Origin of the sequence: Sinomicrobium oceani (genome assembly GCF_900119185.1) — a bacterium.
GTDB classification, from domain to species: domain Bacteria; phylum Bacteroidota; class Bacteroidia; order Flavobacteriales; family Flavobacteriaceae; genus Sinomicrobium; species Sinomicrobium oceani.
Genome location: NZ_FPJE01000011.1, coordinates 152343 through 176419 on the forward strand (window position 1 = coordinate 152343; position 24077 = coordinate 176419).

Here is a 24077-nt window from a genome sequence, read left to right on the forward strand (position 1 = left end):
CTTGTTTTATTGCGTTCGTATTTCTATCCGTTTACTCAATGGTCGATGTTGTGCTTTTTCAAAAAATCAATGAGTTCGGGCACCTTCGGATTTTTTATAAAATCATCGCCAACCATTACCGTGGGAAACTTTAATTTCCCATCATAAAGGGCACGTATTTTAGCATCGGCGACCGTATCGGTCTCTACATTAAAATCTTCAAACGCTATCCACTTGCTTTGCAAATAGTTGCGAATACCAGCAGACTTGGGGCACCAATCGGTGCCATACAATTGCAGTTTGGGTTTATCCATTTTTGGTGATAAGTTTTATAACTGTGGGATGAATCTTTTCTGCATTGGTCACGATAAACGGGGTTACGGACATCAGGATAATGGACACCGCGAGGAATATCTGGTAGTTGTTGGCACTGATCAACTCATACTTTAACCCGCTTTGTGCAAGGACAAAGGAAAATTCACCGATCTGTGCGATCGAGAATCCTACGGCAAGCGCGGTTTTCCATTCCAGTCCCAACACTTTAACCGCCAAAATCCCGGCAATGGCCTTCACAGCAAAGGCGAACAAGATCCAGAACACGATCCATCCAAAATCGGTAAGGAATATCTCATAGTTGAGCAACATCCCCATGGAAATAAAAAAGAAGCTCATAAACACATAGCGAAAGGGTAAGAAACAGCTTATAGCCATGTGGTCATAATCGGTTTCGGCGATGATCAGGCCTGCGATAAAAGCGCCTAACGCAAGAGACAGTCCCAATTGCTCGGTAAGCAGGGCAATGCCTGTAACAATAAAGATCAGGGCGATCAAGAACACTTCCTGGCTCTGGATCTTCATGACGTATTTCAGGAAATAAGGAATCACAAAACGGGCCAGTACATAGGAAATTCCCCCCATCAACACCAGTTTACCCAATAACCAGCCGAATGCCGTAAAAGAGTCACCCCCTACTCCGGCGATAATGGGTGTAAACAGCATAAGAGGTACGATCATGATATCCTGGAACAGCAATACTGCCAAAATGAATTTACCGTGGGGAGTAACTATTTTGTTGGAGTCCTGTAATGTTTTGATAACGATGGCCGTACTGCTCAGGGCGTACAGAAATCCCCAGAAAACACTTTCCTCCCAACTGGGACGCATGGTGAGCCAGATAAGTCCCGCCGTAATTATAATGGTAAAAAACACTTGTGCGCTTCCGCCTCCCAATACATAGTGTTTGATCTTTTTGAGTTTATCGAACGAAAATTCGAGTCCTATGGTAAACAACAGCAGGATCACCCCGATTTCCGCGTATACATCGACTTCTCCCATGTCGGCGAAATAGCCGGTGGTATTGGGACTTAGCAACACTCCGGTGATCAGGTACCCGATGATATACCGGATCCTGAGGAACCTGCATATAATAACTACGGCTGTAGCGACGCCAAAAATGGCACAGATATTCAACAATATGTGATGTTCCATAAAAGTTTTTTTTAGGATTCCCGATAGCTCAGCGCTCCGGAAGGGCAATGATCAATCTGATGCTTTATAGCTTCCTTCGAGGCGTGCTCCGGAGTTATCCAGGGCTTTGCTTTTGGGTCATAAACCTTGGGCAGGGTTTTGACACAGACACCGGCGTGAATGCATTTTTTGGGATTCCACAGCACCGTTAAATCCTCTTTCTGATATTCTTTGACAGTTTCCATAAGTGTGTTGTTTTATGATCTTAATACATCCCTGATCTCTTCTGTTTTACCAAATACGGCAGCCGCAAAAGGACACAGGGGAATGATTTTTATATTTTTACTTCTTGCCATTTCTACAATTTTGTACAGCATCTGTTTGCCTACCCCTTTGCCGTTATATGCCGGTTCTACATCGGTATGATCTATGATGATCAATTCGGGCCCGGCAATGGAATAGGTCATCATCCCTGCCCGCTTTTCATTATCCCGCGCCATGGCATATCCTTTGGCGTCGCTTTGTTTTAGTTGTATTTCCACAGTCTATGGTTTTAAGATTGTATTCAGAGATCCGTACAAACCCAGCTGTTGCCCGCCTGATGGAAAGCCACGGAATTTGTTTGCCGGTTCTGTTCCGCTTTTTATTTTTCTTTGATGAATTGCAGGAATGCCGTCAGTTTTACCGTGTCACTCACCACAATGCTTCCGGCTTCGGTAATGGCACTCCATGCCAGGTTAAAATCCTTCCTGTTGATACTTCCCGATATTTCAAAACCGGCTTTGGTTTGCCCGTAAAGATCCACGGCAATGCCATTGAAATCGACATTCAGGCGGATTTCCCGGGTAACATCCCTGATCGTCAGCTTGCCCGCCATTGTATTTCCGTCAAAAGATCCGGAGGTAAACAATATTTCGGGAAATAATGCCGCACTGAAAAAATCGTCCGAGCGCAGATGCTTGTCCCTGTCCCTGTTATTGGTATTGACGGAAGCTGCTTTCGCCGTGAATTGAAAAGCTGCTCCTATGAAATCCTCACGATCCGTCTCAGCCGTAGCAGTGAAATCCTCAAAGTGACCGCTCACCGTAGAAATCATCATGTGTTTTACTTTAAAGCTGATTTCGGAGTGAGCAGTATCAATATTCCATTTTGTTTTTTGCACTATACTCATTATACCATTATTAATAATTACTATTTATTATGATCAGGAAGCTGTCATCGATTGTATCCGCAATATGGTTAACTATGAACTAATTCCATGCCACAAGCCTATTCAGCTGATTATCAATAAAATAAAAGGTAAAAAACAAAAATTATCATTCTAACTATTGATACATTTCGAAAATATCAGAATTTCAAGAATATTTATAAGATGGATATCTCGCTCATCAGACCATATTTTATCTGTGAAATTTTTAGAGATCATAAAGTAATTATCAAATGAAACACGTTAAACATTCGTGAATGGTTAAAAGTCTCCTTGCCGTCATGTGCAGGCTCTACATCGATATGATCTATCACGATCAATTCGGGATCGGCAAAGGAATAGACTATTAGTCCTCCCCTTTTTTCATTGATTCGCCTCATAGCATATCCTTTGGCGCGGTTTAATTCTATTTCAATAATTGTTATTCTTTTTTTATCAATGGGGTTAGAACAGGGTATAAAACCTCAAAACAAGTGCTGTCTTTTTGATCTTTTTAAAACCTGAATTCTGTTGTCAATACAAAATGATAAAGTGTATCCGGCAGGCTACTCTCTTTTAAAAAAGCGCCCGGGAATACAATATTGGACTCCAGTTGTATGTTTATAAAACTGCTGGGTTCAAACGAGATATTGGCTCCCATTTGATGGGCTATAAACCTTTTGTTGTTTGTACTCGGATAATCCAGGGTCATGGGTGCGCCATACACACCGTCTTCTGTCGAATAGCGCCAAAAGACGTCATAATCTATTTCTGCCTGCCATTTGTTGAAGGTTGTGTTTATATAGGGATGAACATCGATGAGGTTGGAAGGGCCAAACCGGGCAACCCGCCCGAAATATGCTCCTCTGGGGTACAAAGCATCAAAGGTGTTCATTTTGTTGTCTGTTGCATCCCTGTCACCGCTTATCGCTTCCGTCTTTATGCCTAATCCGAAATCTCTTCCCATTATAGTTGTTTGTCTTTCTATATGCAGGGAAAGCGTCCATGCGGAAATATGCTGGTCCCCGAATGTCCCGAACTGGTACACCGCTTCATTGTTATAGGTCAGCTTTTTATAGTTGCCAAAGTGCCTGATTCCGACAGATGTTCTTCGCTCATTTTCTGTCCCGCTGTTATATAGGGCATAATCATCTTTCTGATAGAAGATATATACATCCACACCGGTCGTTCCAGAAAGCTGTGTTGTCGTGTATATACCGGAAAAGGTTTCGTCGAACTTTAAATAATCATTGTCGAATACCCTGGAAAAAGGTTGTACGGGAACCGAGAAAAATCCCTTTACCTTAAAATTCCGGTTTTGATAGTTTAGCTCTGTAAAATCAAATGATCTCCTGACATTAGGACCTTCCCGGATATCGACCAGCCTTCCCGAGCCCAGGCGTATGTTGTGCCTACCCGCGGCAATATCCCAGCTTGATGTGAATTGGTATTTGACAAACAACTGGTTTATATAAAGCTCGTCTTTGTCTACCGGACTAATATCATCTTTATTTGTTGGCAAACTACTGCCCAGTTCTGTAAATAGTTCAAAATTCCTGCCTGCTTTTAAATGGGCATGTGCTAAAAATCTATTTAAGTACCAGCTATTATCCTGGTTTGCATAGCGGTCAAATTCACCATTAATAAATGATTCTGTTTGAAATCGCCAACTCCCCCCGAAGGAAAGTGTAGTATGGTGTGATATGTCAACAATTTTTAAATTTTGATACAGGGTTTTATCCTCTATAGAATCTATTGATCTCAAATTATCTTGCTGGCGTAAAAGGGCAAACTCCTGACCATACATGGAACAATGAAAAGCAATCAACAATATCATACAATTTTTAAGTCTCATAACTAAACCCAGGTTGGCAATACTACTCACGAATTGAAGGAAAGATTGCAATAATCTTTAGCCGGTTCTTTACATATTGATTTTAAGATAATTACCCCCTGACTATTCTTTGGTAAATTGCAGGTCAATACTCAATTTTACAGTATCGCTTACCGCAATACTGCCTGTTTCCGTTATGGCACTCCAAGACAGGTTGAAATCCTTTCTGTTAATAGCACCGGACATTTCAAAACCAGCTTTGGTTTGCCCATAAGGGCCCACGGCCATTCTATTGAAATCAACATCCAAGTCAATTTCCTTGGTGGTATCCCTAATTGTTAAATCTCCTACCAAAGTGCTTCCGTCAAATGATTTGGACTCAAATATGATCTCAGGATTGGGGTCTGCATCGAAAAAATCATCTGATTTCAAGTGTTTATCCCTATCACCATTTTTTGTGTTGATAGAACCGGTTTTTGCCGTGAAGTGAAAATCCGCATCAATGAAGTCCTTATTACCGGTCTCGGTTGTTGTATTAAAATCTTCAAAGTGACCGGTTACTGTAGAAATCATCATGTACTTTACTTTTAGCAGATTTCAGAATGTACAGTGTCAATTATCCATCTTGTTTTTTCTGTTGTACTCATGCTTTTTACGATCTAAAAATCAGTACTCATTTATTTGCTTTGATAACCTCCGTAATGTTTTACCGGAGACCAGTCGGGGATTACTTCCGGTAGTTTCGGGTTCATATTTTGATATTCACCTGATGCAAATACTACGTTGCCTCCCACTATGGTTAAAACTGATTTTAAATTATTGATTTCTTTTTCCGGAACGGTGAAGTAATCACCGGATAATAGTGCTAAGTCTGCATACATACCGTTTTCTAAAGTCCCTTTAACGGTTTCTTCATCGGAAATCCAGGCACTGCCTTTGGTGTATAAATGCAAAGCTTCTTCTCTTGATAGTTGGTTAGCCGGTTCGGATAGTTGAAGATCGCCTACGGTTTTACCTGAAATCAACCAATATAATGCCGGCCATGGATTGTAGCTTGCTACCCGTGTACCGTCGGTTCCGGCTCCTACAGGAAGCCCCATATCCATCATTTTGCGAACGGGGGGTGCCTGTTTTGCCTTATCGGCTCCATAGCGTTCAACAAAATACTCACCGGCATAGGCCATACGTGCCTGAATGGCAATACCACCGTTTAAAGCCTTTATTCGTTGCAGATCTTCTTCCTTTACTGTTTCTGCATGGTCAAAAAGCCATCGTCTGGAAGCCAGTTTTCCGTCGGTTTCTTCGTTAACTTCTTCGATAACATCCAGCATATGGGCTATAGTCTCGCCATAGGTGGCATGTATACGGAAAGGCCAGCCATTGTCTACATGAAGGCGTATAATCCGCTTTAAATCTTCTCTCCAGGTTGGTCTGTCTTCAAGCATAGGCTGAGGGGCCAGAAAATTTTCAAAATCACCGGCGCTCCAGGCCAGAAATTCTCCTCCTCCTTCCAGCTCATATCCGTGGTCCAGATGTATTTCCCCATTATGTCCAACCTCATTGTTGGCCATCCATTCCTGAAACTCCGCATATTCCTCACCCTTGTTTTGCGGAAACAGATAATAGGAAAGACGAATGGGCATTTCACCCGCTTCAGCCAGAAGTTTTGTACCCGCATAGTCCGTTGGAAATTTATGGCCTCCCCCACCGGCATCGATACCGCTGGTAATCCCAAAGCTGTTTAGTTCCCGGTAGAATTGTCTGGTAGAGTTTACCATTTCTTCCTCTGATAAAGAAGGTAATGCCCCGATGCGGGCATATAAGATCCCCGGATTGGGTTCTGCCAAAAGCACACCGGTCAATTTACCGTCGGCGCCTTTTTCAAAACTACTGCCTTCCGGGGCCTTCGTATTTTCGTCAATCCCCAAAGCATCGAGTCCCGCCTGATTGAGCCAAGCCCTGCTGTACAAAAAAAGCACATAAGCAGGTACATCTCCGGTAGCCTCGTTGATCTCCTGTGGGGTGGGAAAACGCTTTTCTTCGAATTGAAAAGGGCTCCACCCGCCTATTACCCGGACCCATTGTCCTTTAGGGGTTCTCTCTGCCTGTTCTTTTAACATCTGTAAGGCTTTCTTCAGGGACTTCACACCATCCCAGCGGAGTTCGGCATTAAAAAAACGCCCGCCCCTTGTCAGGTGCAGATGCGAATCGTTGAGACCGGGGATTATGGTTTTGCCATGGGCATCAATGATTTTGGTACTTTCGTTTTTCAGCTTTAAGATCTCTTCATTAGCTCCCGTCTCCAATACTTTTCCATCCTTTATAGCAATAGCTTCTGTAATTGTTCTGTCCGTATCCATAACAGCAACTTTTGCATTATGAACAATCAGGTCGGCAAACGCGATGTTTTTGCTCTCCTTTTCTTTACAGGAGACAAATGCCAGGACAATAGTTAAAACTAATATAAATCGTTTCATCATTACTGTGAATAAGAACGCTCTGCTCCATGGAAGCAGAGCGTTTTGTATGGATTAATGTTTAAGCATTTCTCTTGCATACTGTACCCCTATGCCATAAGCGCCCCCGTATTTAACAACGAGGTCATTTACCGGCTTATAGGTTTCCTGCCTGGCCCAATCGCGTTGTAATTCCAACAGGTATTGCAGGGAGGTCATGGGTTTTGCACCGGCCTGAACCATACGCGTTACCGCCTGGTCATGCGCTTCTTTGGAAACGTCTCCGGAGGCATCGGTAATCACATACACATCATAGCCTTCACTAATGGCAGATAAAACAGGCCCTACAATGCAGACACTGGTCCACAAACCGGCCATAACGATTTTCTTTTTGCCTTTACCGGTAATCGCTTTATGCGCATTTTTATCCTCCCAGGTATTCATCGTAGTTCTATCTACGTAACCGGAAGTTGATTCGGGATAAAATTCCTGGATTTCGGGAAAGACAGGACCACTAAATGATTTTTCTGCAACCGTAGTAACAACCGTCGGAATTTTAAAGATTTTAGAAGCTCCTGCCACGAGCCCTGTGTTGTTCCTTAATTCCGTCGTAGAAATACTATGTGTGGCAAATGCCATTTGCCCTTCATGATCTATCAATAGTAAAGAATGGTTTGTCGGATTTAATAATTCCGGACTGGGTTCTTGTGCAAATCCTAACAAACCGGAGATTCCGAATGCGATAAATAAAATTGTCTTTTTCATTGTTGATTTAATTTGTGTCATCATGGACGGTTATACATACTTTGATTCTTATTTACATTCGCATAGGAACTTCCATTAGGAGTAGCTCGGTGTCGGAATCAGCTTTTATTGCCAATTCCCGTACATCCCAGACCCCAAGTCCGTCCCTGTGGTTCATGGATTGGTTGTTTACGGTAACATTACCGCTAAGGACAAATACATAGACCCCGTTGTTTTCCGGGTTCTTCAGGCTATAGGAGAGCTCTCTTCCCTTTTCGAGGCGGGTCATATTAAACCAGGCATCCTGGTGTATCCAAACCCCTGCGTCATCCGGGTTGGGTGATAATACCTGCTGAAAACGGTTGTTGCGGTCTTCTGCCTTTAAGGTTATCTGATCGTAACGAGGGGTGACATTCTGCTTGTTCGGAAAGCCCCAGATCTGAAGGAACTTCACCTCTTTGTCCTTGTTTTTGTTATACTCGGAATGTGTTATCCCGGTTCCGGCACTTAACACCTGGATGTCCCCGGATTTTATAACGGCTACATTCCCCATGCTGTCCTTATGTTCCAGATCACCTTCGAGGGGAATGGAAATGATCTCCATATTTTGATGCGGATGGGTACCGAAACCCATCCCGGCAGAAACCCTGTCATCATTTAATACGCGGAGCACCCCGAAGTGCATGCGCTCCGGGTCGTGGTAACTGGCAAAACTAAAGGTGTGCCGGGAGTGTAACCAGCCGTGATTGGCGTCTCCTCTTGTTTCTGCTTTGTGAAGTACAGTGTGCATAGTTTTAAATTCGTTATTTGATATATGATTATAGCTGTTTCTTTCGCTCTATCCCGATCTATGTTTTACCGGGATTTATTTACTCCCCGCGGGAATTGCGCTATTTGTAATGGTTTGCGCCAAAAACGCTTTATGTGTCATTTTCCTTTTTAGTCGTGAACTGTTGGTACCTCCATTGTTTTTTCTGAAATATTTGCGATCCGGAATTTGTATGACGGATTGGATTCTTAACAGACTAATTTTATGCCAGGATTCTAACTACATGAATAACAATATATTGAAAACAAACTACGTGTTTTTTATTTCCTTTTTTTAGTACTATTCTCTTATATTAGAAATTTTGGGGAATTTTCAGTTTATTACAGAATTTATTCAGCGGTGAAGAGACTGATTACCCTTTATCCGTTCGATAACCCCGGAACATTGCGTTGGGTTCTTTATGCATCTTTATGGTACATCAGAAACATGTATTTTGCCCTTAAAAACTTTTTTAAAACATACCAAAAGGAGCGGCTTTAACGGCATACCCTGCAATCTCCAATGTTTTATAGGATTGGAATTCAACAATTTGTGTTTTTGAAATATTATCTTTAACTTAAGCGTTCGTCTAAACTTTATCCTTTGGTTCCTGTATGTGTATATCCGGATTTCCGGTATGGGTTGGCGTACAACAGATGCTTTTGCACTACAGCGGTCCCGGATAGATTGAAATATAAAGTATCAGAATTATTTTGTTTTCCCCAACTCTTGAACGATGACAATTATCAGGCTTCGGACTTAAGAAAAACCTGATATATATTTACGGTGATTTATTTAATTTCGCCAGAAATGCCATTTTTAAAGTTCATGAGAGTTATACTATTCATCTTATTCATATTTGCTGCCTGCAATAAAGAACAGTACCACACTGCTGAAAATGTTGCGGGTGATACTTCGATTAGCCCCTGGAATCATGATACTACACTACCGGCGGATAGTCTTAGGGTTTCTACCGTGGAAAAGGTTAGTCAAATGGAAGCAGAAGCAAACAGGTTACTGCAATCAGGAAAACGTTTGTTGCAGGAGAATAAGGCAGAAAAAAATTACGCTGAAATCATTAACCTGTTAAACAGATCTTTACACATTTATACAGAATTGGGTGATAAGAACAGGCAGGCTGATGTGCTAAACTATTTGTCGGAATGCTATCTTAATGAAGATAAATTGATAACGGCAGATAACCATTTGCAGAAGGCATTACTATTATTCAAATCTACGGGGCATGAACATATACACGAGACCTACCACCTATTACAACTGGTACATAACATCCGGGGTAACCTGGAAAAAAGCCTGTATTATTCTCTTGAGAATGTTAAAAGCATGGTACAGACCAAAGACACTGTTCACGCCGGGCTGTATTATCATTTTGTAGGAGAAAACTACAGTGCTTTAGGCGATCGTCAAAAAAGCCTGGAATGGTATGATAAAGCGTTAAACATAAAAAACAGCCTGGATACAAAATTATTGTATCACATTGTGAATGTGACCAGTAAAGAATTACTTCTTCTGAATAAAAACCAGCAGGCCCTGGATTTAATCCTGGAGGTAGCCCCATTTGAGAAATCTTCAGGTATAGCGGAGCTGGAAGAAGCCAAGGGGTATGCGTATAGTGCATTGGGTAAACAGGTTATGGCGAACAGGCATTTTGCCGAGATGTTGAGGTTATATGACAACGAATCCAGAAGCCATGAATTAATTCGAAAAAAATCGTTGGCGTATCTTAAGCTGGGTAGTTACTATGTAGACCGGGAACAGTATAACAAAGCTAAAGGTTATTTGTTGCATTCCTTCCCGTTTTCCAGTGTATCCAATATGGCCAAGGCAAACCTGATGTTGTTTAAAGCAGACTCGGCTACAGGCAATTACAGGGATGCCATATCATACTACCAGACTTATAAAAAACTTAATGATTCTATCTTTAATACGGAGAAAAGCAGACAGATACAAGAAATAAAAATCCGGTATGAAACGGTTAAGAAAGAAAATAAGATCAGCGATCTGCAAAATGAAAACGTAGTTAAAAGCATGGAACTGGACCGGGCTAACCTGATAAAAAAATTAATTTTGGGAGGGCTTGTTCTCCTTTTTACCGCCAGTCTTTTTCTGTATAAAGGGCATGTGGATAAAAAGCGGATTAATAGGGTGTTATTAAGCCAAAAGGAGGAAATTGCACAGCAGAATAATACGCTACAGGAACTTTTGTCTGAAAAAGAATGGTTGATTAAGGAAATCCATCATCGGGTGAAGAACAATCTGCAAATAGTAATGAGTTTACTTAATACCCAGTCCAGATATATTAAAAACCCTGAAATATATGCTGCTATAAAAAAGAGCCAGTCCCGTTTATTTGCAATTTCCCTGATCCATCAAAAACTATATAAGTCGGACAATTCCAATTTAATAGATATAAATTCGTACATAGAAAATCTGCTTCGGTATTTAAGGGAAAGTCTGGATGAAGGTTCACACATTAAATATGAACTGGATGTAGACCGGATCATGCTTCAGGAAGACCAGGCCATTCCCGTAGGTTTAATTTTAAATGAAGCCATCACCAATGCGATCAAATATGCTTTTCCGGAACAGGACAAAGGGGTAATTAAAGTCACTATGAAGAGTGAAAAAGATTATTATGTATTAAGCATACAGGATAATGGGACAGGAATACAGAAGGATCATTCGAAGGATGTTCTTCCTTCTATGGGAATGACCTTAATAAAAGGGCTAAGCAAACAATTAAACGGATCTTTGAAGATTGAAAATAATAATGGTACTTTAATCCGGGTTATGTTCAGGCACATCACCATTTCGGATATATACGCTCAACACACTTAATATCAGGAAGATGAAGAAACACATTCTTATTGTAGAAGATGAATTTATCGTAGCCAATGATTTGTCTTGCTATCTTGAAGAGCAGAACTTTGTTGTTTCAGGTATCGCTTCTACTGTTGAGGAAGCACTTCTGTTTATAGATAAACAGCCCCCCTATATCGTATTGCTGGATATTCATTTAAAGGGAAAATTGTCCGGTATTGATCTGGCTAAAAGGCTTCAACAGTTGAACATCCCTTTTATTTATCTTTCTGCTTACTCCAACAAACTGATCCTGGAGCAGGCGAAAAAGACAAATCCTTATGGTTTCCTGGTAAAACCTTTCAGGGAGAAAGACTTACACATTGCTTTGGAAATTGCCACATACCATATAGAGCATCATGCGGATACCAACACCCAGTCGGAACAACAGCTTTTTGAAAAATTAAGCAGTATTCCGACGGGTGATAAAGGAGAAGAATGTTTTGAAGAAATAGCAAAGGTCTTACAGCCAGGTATTCCTTTTGATTTCCTGTTCTGTAATTTGGTCCGTGATACATATACGTTGAGATTGGGAATCCACAGGGTCGGAATCAGGAAATACCAGATCATAGGAGTCAACGAGTTTTCCAATATCCTGGGATTGTCCATCAGTGAGGTAGAAGGGATTATTGCGGAAAGAAGCCTGCTGAAAGTGCAGGGCATATACGAGGATACGGAATTTGACCGGTTGAAGGACCTTTCCCGGTTCGAAAAAATGGTGAGCACCCCGTTCAAACTACAATCCTGTATGGCCCTTAGCATAGATCAGGGACATGAAAAAAGGCTTAGTTTTTCATTTTATGCCAAGCATAAGGGAGTATTTAACAGGACGAGAGCAGATCTTATACAAAGCCTGGGTATTGTTTTTTCTGATATATTAGAAAATAAGGTCGGTCTGAAAAAATCTGGCGGCACTTCGGTAAAAGGACATGCTACAAGTCATAAAAACACGGGAACGTTTAAAGAGATTATAGGGAAAAGTCCGAAACTTTTAAATGTTTTACACGACATTGAGCGTGTAGCCCCTATGAAAACTTCGATTTTAATTATGGGAGAGAGTGGTACGGGAAAGGAATTATTTGCCAAATGCATTCACCGGCTTTCACCACGTTCCGAAGCTCCGTTTGTGGTTATCAATTGTGGTGCCATCCCTGAAAACCTTATAGAATCGACCTTATTCGGACATGTAAAAGGAGCTTTTACCGGGGCTTCCACCCATAGTACAGGAAAATTTGAACAAGCCAACGGGGGAACCATATTTTTAGATGAAATAGGTGAAATGCCCCTTGAAATGCAGGTACGGCTCTTGAGGGTACTACAGGAGAATGAAATAGAACGCATCGGGGATACCAAGACCATACCCCTGGATGTAAGGGTCATTGCAGCCACAAATAAAAACCTCGAACACGAGGTTGAAACGGGTAATTTCCGATTGGACCTGTATTACAGGTTACATGTTTTTCCTGTTTACGCTCCCCCGTTACGAGAGCGAAAGGAGGATATACCTCTTCTTGCCCAATATTTTTTAGATAAATATATGAACCTGACAGGGAAATTCTTTGAAGGTTTATCTGAAAAAACTCTGGAAGCACTTTTGCGATACGATTTTCCGGGAAATATCCGGGAACTGGAGAATTTAATGGAACGGGCAGTGATCGTAGAAAACGGTAAAACATTGACCCCTGGTAACTGGATTCCTGAAAATGAATTAATTACCTCTAATAACGACTTTAAAACATTCGAAACCAAACAGAAAGAATATATTGTAGAAGTTCTCGATCATACTAACTGGCGCGTAAGCGGCCCTAAAGGCGCCGCAAAAATTTTGGGGATGAAAGAAAAAACACTTTTTGCCAAAATAAAGCGCCTGGGGATTGAGAAACGGGTAGGTTTAAAGTCGTAAGGCAATTGGTGATAAGTTTCTGTGAGAGATCGGCCGGTATTAAATAGTATTTTTCTGAATAGTTATTGGGTTTTGTACGTGCTAAATTACCTGTGAAGAGAAAAAGAGTAGTATACATTCATTTCATCTATACAAAAATTAACAGGCCATTGGTTTGGCATTCTTCCTGACTGACAGCCAGGCAGGTATATCGGTTGGTATTTGGGTATTTTTGCTAAACCTGCCTGCCGGCAGGTAGGTGCTTATTATGGGCTTTCATAAAATTTTGTTAAACATTATGTAGGTATTTAGGTAATTTCCTAAATTTGTCCCATGGAATTATTAGAGATCATAAAGTCATTATCAAACGAAACGCGTTTAAACATCCTGGAATGGTTAAAGGACCCCTTTGCCCATTTTCCGGAAGAGGAACTGAGCCAGGACACCCCGGAGTTGGGTGTATGTGTGTCCGATATTGCCAAAAAGGCCGGAATGTCCGTCCCTACTGTTTCTGATTATTTAAAGACCATGTCCGCGGCGAATATTTTGATCGCTACACGAAAGGGACAGTGGACTTATTATAAAAGAAACGAAAAATCAATTCAGGATCTGGCAACGTATATTAAAAATAAATTATAAAATTTTTTTGCTTAACTTTTAGGCTTTTGCCTAATTATACAAATACATAAATATGAAAGCAGCAGTGTTAAAAGAGTTCGGCTCTATTGAAAATTTTGAAATTGCAGATATCCCTACACCTGAACCCGGATTCCAGGAAGTTTTGGTCAAGGTCTATGCTACTTCTGTAAACCCTTTGGATTACCAGGTACGCCGGGGGGATTATAAAAATGAACTGGAACTCCCCGTTATTACAGGTCACGATATCTCCGGTGAGATCGTAGCGCTCGGACCCGGGGTAAAAAACTTTAAGGTCGGTGATGAAGTGTATTATACCCCGGAGATTTTTAATGGCCCCGGGAGTTACGTTCAATACCACGTTGCCCACGAGTCCATCATGGGTTTAAAACCAAAAAATCTGAGCCACCTGGAAGCCGCAACACTTCCCCTGGCTGCAGGAACAGCCTGGGAAATGCTGGTTTCCAGGGCACAACTCAAAATCAACCAATCCATCCTGGTTCATGGCGGCGCCGGTGGTGTAGGGATACCGACCATTCAAATCGCCAAGGCTATGGGAGCCATTGTGTATACCACAGCCAGAAAAGCCCATCATGAATTTCTCCTGGAACTGGGTGCTGACCATGTCATTGATTATGAAAATGAAGACTACCTTCAGGTGATCGATCAATTGACAAACCATAAAGGCGTAGATGTCATCATTGATACTATCGGTGGTAACACCCTTTCCGATAGCGGAAAGATCCTCAGTCAGCTGGGGCAGGTAGTGACATTGGTGGACATAGAGAAACCTCAGAACCTTATTGAGGCCTGGGGGAAAAATGCGACCTATCACTTTGTCTTTACCCGGCAGAATAGAAATAAACTGGATGAATTAACCAAACTGGTAGAAAGCAACAAGCTAAAACCGGTTTTAAATAAGGTATTTCCGTTGTCGGAGATTGGTAAGGCCCATAGCTTATTGGAATACAGAACAGGTGATAAAAACTTCTATGGCAAAATAGGTATAGAAGTTGAAAAAGAAGCATAACAAGTTTTCAAGACATAACAATGACCTCCTCGAGCCATGATAGGTACTTAAAAAAACAGGAGGTCAGATGTTTACCTTGATATCTCAAATAAAAAAATATAACAATGAAACACCCATGACAAAGTTTTCTTTAACACAAACAAGCATGAATATGGGTGTTCCATGTGACCGTTGAAAAACAAATAAAAATATACACATGAAAGCAATTGTATTACAGGCACCGGGTGGCGTAAACAACCTGGTCATTCAGGATATGGACAAACCAGCCATCACGACGGGCGAAGTATTGGTCCGGGTCAAAGCGATAAGCATCAATCCTGTCGATATAAAAACCCGTAATGGAAAAGGAATATATGGACGGATAAAGGATGAAAAACCTCTTGTTTTGGGATGGGATATCTCAGGGACGGTTGTTGAGAGCCTTGATGCCAAATTTCAAATTGGCGACGAAGTATTCGGGATGGTTAACTTTCCCGGGCATGGAAGAGCGTATGCGGAATACGTAGCAGCCCCGGCATCGCAACTGGCCCTTAAACCTCAAAACATTTCCCATGAAGAAGCGGCAGCAACAACATTGGTTGCCCTGACCGCCTGGCAGGCCCTGGTCACAAACGCCAATGTCCGGAAAGGTCAGAAAGTCCTGATCCATGCGGCTTCGGGAGGAGTGGGTCATATTGCGGTCCAGATTGCCAAATATTCAGGGGCTACCGTGGTCGGAACATCCTCTGCGAAAAACAGGGATTTTGTATTGGGTCTCGGAGCTGATGCACACATTGATTACCACGACTATGACTGGACCGCTCACCCCAGGGAATTTGATTTTGTCCTCGATACCATCGGGGGCGACAACATCGACCACTCCCTTGAAGTGACCAGGGAAGGCGGAAGTATCATCAGTATTCCTACCGGCCTGAATGAGGAAGTCACCTCAAAGGCTGCCTCCAAAGGGGTAAAAGGCTATTTTATCCTGGTGCAATCCGATGGTGGGGATATGGAAAAAATAGCGGCTCTTTTGGAAAAAGGAATCCTAAAACCACATATTTACAAAACATACGGTTTTGATCAGATAAAAGAAGCCCATTTACAGCAGGAGACCGGCAGAACCGTTGGAAAACTGGTCATAACCACATAACACAGGAACTGTCAGAAAGTGAAAAATATCTGGTTTCTCAAGGTTTTGTTTTAGCAGCATCTTCATTACCCGATAATCTGCTTTCGATGGTTTAATCCCCAATCGGCTATGGTAAGGGTGAGTGGTTTTAAAGTTTCGCCGTACTCGGTAAGTTGATATTGCACCGTAATGGGTTGCGTACTTAAAACCTCCCGGGAAATGAGTTGATTCATTTCAAGTTCCCTGAGTTCCCGGCTGAGCATTTTTCCGGAAATACCTTCCACCTCCCTCAGCAATTCGGAGTAGCGCATAGGGTAAAAGCTTAAGCACGAAATAATGGGTATTTTCCATTTGCCACCAATGACATCTAAGGTGTCATGTATGGCCCTGATATTGTGCTTACACACTTTATTAATTCCTTTTGTCGTTTTGCTTTGCTTTTCCATGTGCCAAAATTTAGTAGTGGTTACCCAAATGTCACTATTACTTTTTGTCACAAAGGTACTTATTGTCACTAATGCGATATAATTTTGCCATATAAAATTTATAAAATATGGATTTAATACAGGACTTAAACTGGAGGTACGCTACAAAAAGTTATAGTAACCAAAGAATAAGTAACGAAAAATTAGATTTTATCCTGGAAGCCATTAATCTATCGGCTTCCTCCGTAGGATTGCAACCATACCGTATATTCGCCATTGATAATGCGGAACTGAAATCAACATTGGGAGCTAATTCCTTTAACAAACAAATAGCGCAATCATCGCACCTTCTGGTATTTGCAGCATATAACAAAGTTACAACCCAACATGTTCGTGACCTGGTAGAATTAACCGCGGAAAAACAAGGTGTCACAGAAGAATCATTGGACGGGTTATTCACTGCTGCAAACACCTATTTCACAAGCAGAAGCGACGAAGATAATAAGCTTTGGGCAGAAAGACAGACCTATATTGCCTTGGGAACAGCACTAATAGCAGCGGCAAATGCCAAAGTAGATGCCACACCAATGGAAGGTTTCGACGCACAGTTGTTTGATGAATTATTAGGCCTGAATGAAAAAGATTTACATAGCATTGTAATACTTTCCCTGGGGTATCGCGATAACGTCAATGATTACTTAGCCCATTTGCCTAAAGTGAGAATACCTATAGATGAGATGGTAACAAAGATTGGTTAAACATACCGACAAGAGGCTGTCTTCCGCAAGTGAAGACAGTCCCTTTTTTGTCCGGGTAATTGCCTGATAAAAACATCAAGCGCATCATCAAAAGGTTGAAAAACTTTATAGACGTCCTTTTGGCATATTCCAAACAGATAAAGAACTCGTCTTGAGTTATTATAATTTTTTAATCACAAATACTTACTTTTAATCACGGTCATTTTTTCTCTCATCATTTCGTTGATTGTATAGGAAATTCCCCCCATACCAATTCCGGACGTATCTCTGCCGCCAAAAGGCATCCAATCGACTCTGAATGCCGTATGGTCGTTGACCATTACCGCAGTAGCATTAAGTTTTTTAACGGTATCCATAGCGATGTCTATATTTTTTGTAAATACCGCAGCCTGGAAATGAACATCCAACGCATTGGCCCTATTGATGGCTTCATCTCTGTCCGTATAAGTATAAATACAAACCACCGGTCCGAAAATTTCATTGGTCGAAACTTTTGATTTTTCTGATGGATTGAGCAAAACAGTAGGTTGATAAAGGGTTTCGGAAATCCGTTTTCCGCCTGTAAGCAATTGAGCTCCTTCGACAATCGCTTCATTGACCCATTCCGCTACACGGTCTACTTCTTTGGGTAAAATCAAAGGACCAACATCTGTCGCTGCATCCGCAGGGTCTCCAACGGTTAATTGATTAGCCTCCGTTACAAATTTTTTAATAAAGTTTTCGATAATCCCTTCATGCACATAAACCCTTTGTACCGAAACACAAACTTGCCCGGCATGATAAAACCCGCCTTTTACCAAATCGGGAATCATTTCTCCAAAATCAGCGTCCTGTTCTACAATGACAGGTGCTGCACCGCCGTGTTCCAAAGCACTTCTCGTACCAGGCGACAATTTGCTATGCAAATACCAACCTACCTTAGCCGAGCCGATAAAGGAGAAAAAATGAATCCGGGAATCGGTTACCAATGCTTCGGCCAGATCTCTTTCACAAAGCACCACTTGTATCCAACCTTCGGGAGCACCGGCATCTTTAAAAATTTCTGCCAGGGCTATACCGGACATGGGGGTTGTTAAAGCCGGTTTGAATATGACCGGGCAACCAGCCGCAAATGCGGTAGCAATCTGGTGTACGGCTAAGTTCAACGGATGATTAAAGGCACTGATTGCAGCTACAATACCAATCGGTTCTTTGGTGGTAAAAGCCAATCGGTTTTGAGCAGATTCCATCAACGCCATTGGGATTTGTTCACCCTTGATTTGCGAAATATGCTCGGCCGCTAATTTCACCCCTTTAATGGCTCTTAAAACTTCTGCTTTCGAATCTTGGTAAGGTTTTCCTCCTTCACTTAGGGCCAAATGTATCAGCTCTTCTACTCTGTCGCTCATGAGTGAAGCAGCTTTTTCCAATATCTCCATTCGTTTATAAGCAGGGATCCAAAGCGATTGGTTTTCAAAAAGATGCTGAGCCGTTTGAATGGCTTTTTCAAGCTCGTTCCTGTCCATTAAATTCAATTCTTTAATGACGCTCAAGTCGTAAGGCGACGCTATTTTTACAGTGTTCTGCATTATACCTGTTTTTATTTTTGTTGCTAAAATTCTAACTTAGAAATAGCTTCTTTGATAGGAGTTTCACCATCGTGCATCGTGATGACTTTTTTGAATGCAGCTTGATTTTCCAATACTTCAACCAATGTCGTTACTACATTTTCAATGGCGTTTCCTCCCGGATTTTCTACGTTGACTTTTATCATTCCCGAACCCTTTTTTTCTTCCAGGGTGCCTGGCTGCAAAATCGTATAGTTTAAGGCTGTACTAAGCAACCATTGATCTGCATAATGTTTGGCAATGTTGTAATCGGTTAAGGGCTGCAAAAAGCTTTCGTTCCATCTGTTGGGCTGCAAGGCAAAAACGGAGCTTAGCATGATATATCGCTTAACCTTCAATTTCTCTGCGGCTTGCATCGTTTTGACGGCTCCGTGTAAATCAACCTGTAATAAATTTTTTCCTCTGGAACCCGACACAAAATAAATAGCTTCTGTATCATCAGGAATCATTTCTTCTATTTCTTTTACACTGTTTAATATATCTAAATTGATCTGTGAAAAATTGGGGGAATCCACCAAAAGTTCAGCTTTTCTGGAAGTTCCTACCACCGTATGATTTTGGTTAAGTAATGCATTTACCAACCGTTGACCTACTCGTCCTGTTGCACCTATGACTACTATTTTCATTTTGTTGTTTTTTTATTACAATAACTTTATTTCGAATATTACTTTTAAAAGTCCAACAATGAACTAATTATTACGTCTCTATTTTCCAATAGCGGTACTATTTTTCCAACGACTATATCTTGAAAATGCGCGGAATTTCTATGAAATTCCAATGCTTCCTGATTCGTGTACTCTTCAAAAAGCATCAGGATATTTTCGTTATCATTACCTTGGTACACTTCATATTTCAGGTTGCCTTCTTCGACAGAACTTTTTGCAACAGCTTCTTTTAAAAGTGATATAACGGCTTCTAAATTGCCTTGCTTTACCTGCCATTTGGCAAAGGTTGTGATTGTTTTATTGTTCATGATTTTTAAATTTTAATGGAAACAATTCCTCTCTTGATTGTTCGAGAGGAACTGTCTCTAATGTATTATTATTCAGTTAATAAAGCGACTACTTTTTCGCCTACACTTTTTGCCGAAGCGGGATTTTGGCCGGTAACAATTCGTCCGTCCTGAATGCTTTGATCCTGCCAAGGTTCTGCCTCATGAAATATAGCACCCTGTGTTACCAGTGCTGCCTGCAAATCGAAAGGAACATCGGCTCTGGCATAGTTGTCTTCTTCTTTTGTGGTAAATGATGAAATGTTTTTACCCGCAACAAGATGAGAGCCATCGCTCAATTTAGCGTTAAGGAAGGCTACAGGGCCATGACACACAGCACTGATTACGGCACCACGTTCGTAGGCGTCAACAATCACCTTTTTCAACAATTCGTTTTCGGGCATGTCCACCATAGGTGCTAATCCTCCCGGAACAAAAACAGCATCATACACACTGGTATCCACATCTTCCAACCTGGCAGCTTTTTGCATTAAATCCCATCCATCACCTGTTAAAAATTTAAGGTTGTCGGGATCACCGGCTAATCCTAATGCATCTAAGTAAGGTGTATCTCCGGTTAAAGAAGCGAAGTCTATGTGAAAACCAGCTTTATCAAACTCGGCATAAGGGTGCGCTACTTCCGGTAAAAAAACACCTGTTCTCCTGTTGTTGGGTCCAATTGCATTGGCGTTGGACGCAATAATTAAAACTTTTTTGCTCATGTTTTCCAAATTTTTAATTGTTATTTTCTTTATTGCTTTTGATAGATCAAAGGTACGATGAGGCACTCCCCTTTAGGAAGGAGGCAACGCACAAAAAAAGTGTGACCGAAGTCACACTTGTAATATTAAAAACTTGAAATAATTACCTGGAATACAGTCTGCTCAAGGTTTCGCGGCTTACACCAAGGTATTCGGCAATGAGTTTTTTGGGTAAACCCTGGAGTAGGTCTGGATAAAGTTTTACGAAAGCCTCATAGCGCTCCTGAGGTGTACTGGAAAGTAATAGTTTGATTCGTTCCTGCAATGCTACATATCCGTTTGTGAGTTTTACCCGGTAAAAATGTTCCATTTTATGCAATTCAGCAGAAAGTTTTTCTCTCGTCTCCAACGTGGAAACCAATACTTCTCCCGCTTCTATACATTCAATAAAAACCGTAGCCTTCTTTTCCTGGAAAAATGCCTGATAATCACTCATCCACCAGTTTTCTTTTGCAAATTGAATGATGTATTCCCTGCCCTGTTCATCTAAAAAGAAAACTTTATAAAGCCCGGATAGAACAACAAATTCGTTTTTCACGTCATCCCCTTCGTGTAATAAATATTGATTTTTTAATACGCGCTTTTTGGTAAAGTGGGTTTGGATATATTCAAATTCCTCATTGGTTAAAGAAGTGATGTGTTCGATATGTTGCCGAAGTCTTTCCATAATATTTCAGAGAGGTTATATTTTATAATGAGGGGCTTGTTTCAGAAATTTATTTCGTGGCGTGTGACGTTTAGAAAATGGATTTTTTGGTCCGGGTTAATTTCTATCTTAATCTAATAATGATTTGATCACTTCTTTACGATTGGACAGTCCGAATTCAATTAATGTATTCAGGACAGTCCAGATTTCCCCGGCATGCTCCGTCAGAATATAGTACGTTATATCCTGTGTGGGTGTATGTTCTAATTTTTTCCTGATCAGTTGATGAGCTTCCAGGGTCGTAAGTTCTGAACTTAGCACTTTAGGCGAGATACCTTCAGATACTTCAAAAAAATCCTTAAACCTCAATTTCTCATAATAATGTAAATTTAAAAGAATACAGAAACGCCATTTACCGTTTAATAAATCCAGGGTATCTCTCAAGGCCAAAAATCTTTGTTTTAAGATTTCCTCATTTTCCGTACAGGGTTTTATTTTTTTTTCCATCTTACTTTCCTGGAGGTTACTAAACACAAATTTACCGAATACTAAAGGTAATTTTACTTAAAATAATTTTAAAATGGAACGAATCTTAGTTACAGGTGCAACCGGAAAACAAGGTAGTGCCGCAGTATATGAATTACTAAAAAATAATTTCGAGGTTTTTGCACTGACCAGAAATCCGCAATCTTCGGAAGCCCATAATTTAGAAAAGGCAGGCGCCATTTTGGTAAAGGGCGATTTAGAAAATATCGAAGCTTTAAGTGACCTGTTTAAAAAAATAGACGGGCTTTACCTGGTCCTCCCCCCGGTATGGGTTTCCAGCAAAGAAACGGATGAGAAAGAAGCGGAACTCGGAATACAGGCCATCAAATTAGCAGAACAGCAAGGCGTCAAATTTGTTCTTTATTCATCGGTTCTCGGTTCGGATAAGCAGGCTCTATTCAGGCCAAAATTTAAGTTTACCATCGAAAAATATTTGTTAGAAAGTAATTTACAAGGCGCCGTACTACGACCCGCCACTTTTATGGAAAATCTGTTTTTACCAAGTTTCGGACTGGGAGAAGGCAAGTTTATCAACCCCTTACCCGGAGACAGGGCAATCCCCTGGATAACTACAAATGACATTGGTACGTTTGCACGAATAATATTTCAGAATTATAAGGCGTTCAACGGTAAAACCGTTGATTTCGGAGGGGAACTTTATACCCCGAAACAAGTCTTAAAACTATTGGAAGAGAAGTTGAAGCAACCTATCGATTTTGTACAGGTACCGTTAGAAGCGCTTTATCAACAAAGCGAAACTTTTGCAAAATTGGTTGAAATGATCGACAAGGAAGGCTATGATCCCATCGATTACGAATTTATAGCTGCCTGGATGCCAAAGCTGACAGGCTTTGAACAGTGGATGGATGAAACAGGTATTGAAAAAATAAAGGAATTACGTTCTGTAGACCATTAAAATGGGGTTATTATTTAGGTGTCTTATCTATCTTCCTGAAAAGGCGTCAGAATTTTAGTTGTGCACTGGCAAATCCGAATGTTATATTTTTACCGGGGGAGACTTCCCTGAGGTATTCCCCGGTATTGAACCAGCTTAACCCCGTAAGCAGGGAGAGATGCTTGTTGGCTTTATAGAAAAAAACACCGGAGATCTGACTCCCTATATAACGGGAAGAAGCGTCATTATGCTCAAAAAACGGCACCATATTGGGGCGATAAATCCCCTCACCCCTGCTATATCTCCATAAAAAAGCATAATCACAGGAAAGTGTTATTTTTTCACTAAAACGGAGTTTCAAATCGGGGTGTATATCCATTAAGTTGCTCGGCGCCAATGGTGCGGCCATGCCAAAGTAGGCCCCGGGACCAAACATGGTGTTCAGGGTTTGTTGTGTTTTATCCGTATTGTCTTTGTCGCCACTGATAAGATCGGCCTTGAGCCCGATTTCCGGAGTATATTTTATTGAAGTAAAACGATACGAAGTAGCCAAAGCAATACTCCAGGCCGATATTCTCCTGCTGCCTATCGTGCCGAACTGATAGCCGCCTTCCAGGTCATACCACCATGTACCGCTGTTTTTAAAAACCCGGGACGCGATGGTATACCTTTTCTCCGTACCGGCACCGTCATAGAACAGCGCATTCTTGTTATAAAAACCCAGGAAATAGAAATTAAAATGCAATTCTTTTTTTGCTGTGGTAATATCTGAAAATGCTCCCCAAAGCCGTAAATCGGGAGAAGAAGCATCATCAAAAATACCGGTTTTATCCACTACGGCATGCAAATAGAAAATATCGGTTTTTATATTACCCTCACTAAAAAGTACTTTAACCCCGTCAAATGAACGGCGGGTGTTGGGAGCATCTCTTAAAGAAATTAAGCGTGTAGAGCCATAGCTTACTTCCTGCCTCCCCAGGCGGAATGTGAGAGGAGTTTCCTGGAATGGTTTATAATCCATAAAAAGTTGATGAAGTTTTAACGGGTTTTCTTCTACAGGGACAAGCACTTCCCTGCTATTTGCCAGGGCGCTCTGCAATTCTCCATAAACACGAATCTTTTCAGAAAGGTGCAGGTCTGCGTGAAACAACCATCGGGTCAGCATAAAACCATCGTTATCCTGTGTATCCGGATTCCAGTTTTCATTATCCATAATCAAGTATTGTGTCCTGAAATCGCCGCCAAAACTGATATACGCATTTTTACCGATCTTTTTATATTTCAATCGATGGTACCAGTCCCTTACGGTATCTTTTTCAAGACCGGAGTAATCTTCATCATACCGCATTAGCTGAAATTCAGGAATTTGCTGGGCGGTTACGAGGAAGGAATTACATAAAAGTACTATGAGCAAAATGCGCATTATTGATTTTTT

Annotated in this window: 25 protein-coding genes; 7 read left to right on the forward strand and 18 right to left on the reverse strand. The window is 41.2% G+C overall.

What is annotated here, in order from left to right; genetic code table 11:
• Positions 1-35 precede the first annotated feature (35 nt).
• The 10 genes from BT112_RS11410 to BT112_RS11455 form a co-directional block, all read right to left on the reverse strand.
• Complete coding sequence (locus BT112_RS11410; protein ID WP_072317498.1) at positions 36-293, reverse strand: glutaredoxin family protein; 258 nt, start codon at positions 291-293, stop codon at positions 36-38.
• Positions 286-1467 carry a cation:proton antiporter gene (locus tag BT112_RS11415; RefSeq protein ID WP_072317499.1) on the reverse strand — a complete coding sequence of 394 codons (1182 nt, stop codon included), beginning with the start codon at positions 1465-1467 and terminating at the stop codon, positions 286-288. The genes BT112_RS11410 and BT112_RS11415 overlap by 8 nt, the downstream gene beginning before the upstream one ends.
• 11 nt (positions 1468-1478) lie before the next feature.
• Positions 1479-1691: a (4Fe-4S)-binding protein gene (locus tag BT112_RS11420; RefSeq protein WP_072317500.1), complete on the reverse strand. Its 213-nt coding sequence runs from the start codon at positions 1689-1691 to the stop codon at positions 1479-1481.
• A 12-nt stretch (positions 1692-1703) separates the two neighbouring features.
• On the reverse strand, positions 1704-1988 hold the full coding sequence (locus BT112_RS11425; RefSeq protein ID WP_072317501.1) for a GNAT family N-acetyltransferase: 285 nt from the start codon (positions 1986-1988) through the stop codon (positions 1704-1706).
• 101 nt (positions 1989-2089) lie between these two features.
• The gene (locus tag BT112_RS11430) at positions 2090-2617 is read right to left on the reverse strand and encodes a YceI family protein (protein WP_072317502.1); all 528 of its coding nucleotides are present in this window, start codon (positions 2615-2617) and stop codon (positions 2090-2092) included.
• Between the two features lie 529 nt (positions 2618-3146).
• Positions 3147-4487 carry an alginate export family protein gene (locus tag BT112_RS11435; RefSeq protein ID WP_139276144.1) on the reverse strand — a complete coding sequence of 447 codons (1341 nt, stop codon included), beginning with the start codon at positions 4485-4487 and terminating at the stop codon, positions 3147-3149.
• 102 nt (positions 4488-4589) lie between these two features.
• Positions 4590-5042: a YceI family protein gene (locus BT112_RS11440; RefSeq protein ID WP_317039592.1), complete on the reverse strand. Its 453-nt coding sequence runs from the start codon at positions 5040-5042 to the stop codon at positions 4590-4592.
• A gap of 101 nt (positions 5043-5143) precedes the next feature.
• A complete protein-coding gene (locus BT112_RS11445; protein WP_245777030.1) occupies positions 5144-6943 on the reverse strand; it encodes an amidohydrolase in 1800 nt (599 codons plus the stop codon).
• Between the two features lie 54 nt (positions 6944-6997).
• Entirely contained in the window at positions 6998-7687 is a 690-nt protein-coding gene (locus BT112_RS11450) for a hydrolase (RefSeq protein WP_072317505.1), read from the reverse strand.
• Between the two features lie 52 nt (positions 7688-7739).
• The gene (locus BT112_RS11455) at positions 7740-8456 is read right to left on the reverse strand and encodes a pirin family protein (protein WP_072317506.1); all 717 of its coding nucleotides are present in this window, start codon (positions 8454-8456) and stop codon (positions 7740-7742) included.
• A 1011-nt stretch (positions 8457-9467) separates the two neighbouring features.
• Between BT112_RS11455 and BT112_RS11460 the strand changes: the two genes are divergently transcribed.
• The 5 genes from BT112_RS11460 (at position 9468) to BT112_RS11480 (ending at position 16034) form a co-directional block, all read left to right on the forward strand.
• Positions 9468-11333 (forward strand): sensor histidine kinase, encoded by a 1866-nt coding sequence (locus BT112_RS11460; protein ID WP_072317507.1) that lies wholly within the window; start codon positions 9468-9470, stop codon positions 11331-11333.
• Between the two features lie 10 nt (positions 11334-11343).
• The gene (locus BT112_RS11465) at positions 11344-13257 is read left to right on the forward strand and encodes a sigma 54-interacting transcriptional regulator (protein WP_072317508.1); all 1914 of its coding nucleotides are present in this window, start codon (positions 11344-11346) and stop codon (positions 13255-13257) included.
• 312 nt (positions 13258-13569) lie between these two features.
• Positions 13570-13875, forward strand: coding sequence for an ArsR/SmtB family transcription factor (locus BT112_RS11470; RefSeq protein ID WP_072317509.1), 306 nt, complete (start codon positions 13570-13572; stop codon positions 13873-13875).
• Between the two features lie 52 nt (positions 13876-13927).
• On the forward strand, positions 13928-14902 hold the full coding sequence (locus BT112_RS11475) for a zinc-dependent alcohol dehydrogenase family protein (protein ID WP_072317510.1): 975 nt from the start codon (positions 13928-13930) through the stop codon (positions 14900-14902).
• A gap of 196 nt (positions 14903-15098) precedes the next feature.
• Positions 15099-16034, forward strand: a complete 936-nt coding sequence (locus tag BT112_RS11480) for an NADP-dependent oxidoreductase (protein ID WP_072317511.1) — start codon at positions 15099-15101, stop codon at positions 16032-16034.
• Between the two features lie 65 nt (positions 16035-16099).
• On the opposite strand, the gene BT112_RS11485 is transcribed toward BT112_RS11480, so the two are convergent.
• Positions 16100-16459, reverse strand: coding sequence for a winged helix-turn-helix transcriptional regulator (locus BT112_RS11485; protein ID WP_072317512.1), 360 nt, complete (start codon positions 16457-16459; stop codon positions 16100-16102).
• A gap of 107 nt (positions 16460-16566) precedes the next feature.
• On the opposite strand from BT112_RS11485, the gene BT112_RS11490 reads away from it, so the two are divergent.
• On the forward strand, positions 16567-17196 hold the full coding sequence (locus tag BT112_RS11490; RefSeq protein ID WP_072317513.1) for a nitroreductase family protein: 630 nt from the start codon (positions 16567-16569) through the stop codon (positions 17194-17196).
• 173 nt (positions 17197-17369) lie between these two features.
• Here BT112_RS11490 and BT112_RS11495 read toward each other — a convergent pair whose 3' ends face one another.
• From BT112_RS11495 to BT112_RS11520, 6 genes are all read right to left on the reverse strand, one after another.
• Entirely contained in the window at positions 17370-18764 is a 1395-nt protein-coding gene (locus tag BT112_RS11495) for an aldehyde dehydrogenase family protein (RefSeq protein WP_072317514.1), read from the reverse strand.
• Between the two features lie 23 nt (positions 18765-18787).
• A complete protein-coding gene (locus BT112_RS11500) occupies positions 18788-19429 on the reverse strand; it encodes an NAD(P)H-binding protein (RefSeq protein WP_072317515.1) in 642 nt (213 codons plus the stop codon).
• Between the two features lie 44 nt (positions 19430-19473).
• Entirely contained in the window at positions 19474-19776 is a 303-nt protein-coding gene (locus BT112_RS11505) for a putative quinol monooxygenase (RefSeq protein WP_072317516.1), read from the reverse strand.
• Positions 19777-19844: 68 nt separating this feature from the next.
• Entirely contained in the window at positions 19845-20516 is a 672-nt protein-coding gene (locus BT112_RS11510) for a type 1 glutamine amidotransferase domain-containing protein (RefSeq protein ID WP_072317517.1), read from the reverse strand.
• Positions 20517-20658: 142 nt separating this feature from the next.
• Complete coding sequence (locus BT112_RS11515; RefSeq protein ID WP_072317518.1) at positions 20659-21222, reverse strand: Crp/Fnr family transcriptional regulator; 564 nt, start codon at positions 21220-21222, stop codon at positions 20659-20661.
• Positions 21223-21330: 108 nt separating this feature from the next.
• Positions 21331-21708, reverse strand: a complete 378-nt coding sequence (locus BT112_RS11520) for a winged helix-turn-helix transcriptional regulator (RefSeq protein ID WP_072317553.1) — start codon at positions 21706-21708, stop codon at positions 21331-21333.
• Between the two features lie 73 nt (positions 21709-21781).
• Here BT112_RS11520 and BT112_RS11525 point away from each other — a divergent pair, with 73 nt between their 5' ends.
• Positions 21782-22663: an NmrA family NAD(P)-binding protein gene (locus BT112_RS11525; RefSeq protein WP_072317519.1), complete on the forward strand. Its 882-nt coding sequence runs from the start codon at positions 21782-21784 to the stop codon at positions 22661-22663.
• A 46-nt stretch (positions 22664-22709) separates the two neighbouring features.
• Here the strand turns inward: BT112_RS11525 and BT112_RS11530 are convergent, their stop codons facing one another.
• The gene (locus tag BT112_RS11530; protein WP_072317520.1) at positions 22710-24065 is read right to left on the reverse strand and encodes an alginate export family protein; all 1356 of its coding nucleotides are present in this window, start codon (positions 24063-24065) and stop codon (positions 22710-22712) included.
• Between the last annotated feature and the right edge of the window lie 12 nt (positions 24066-24077).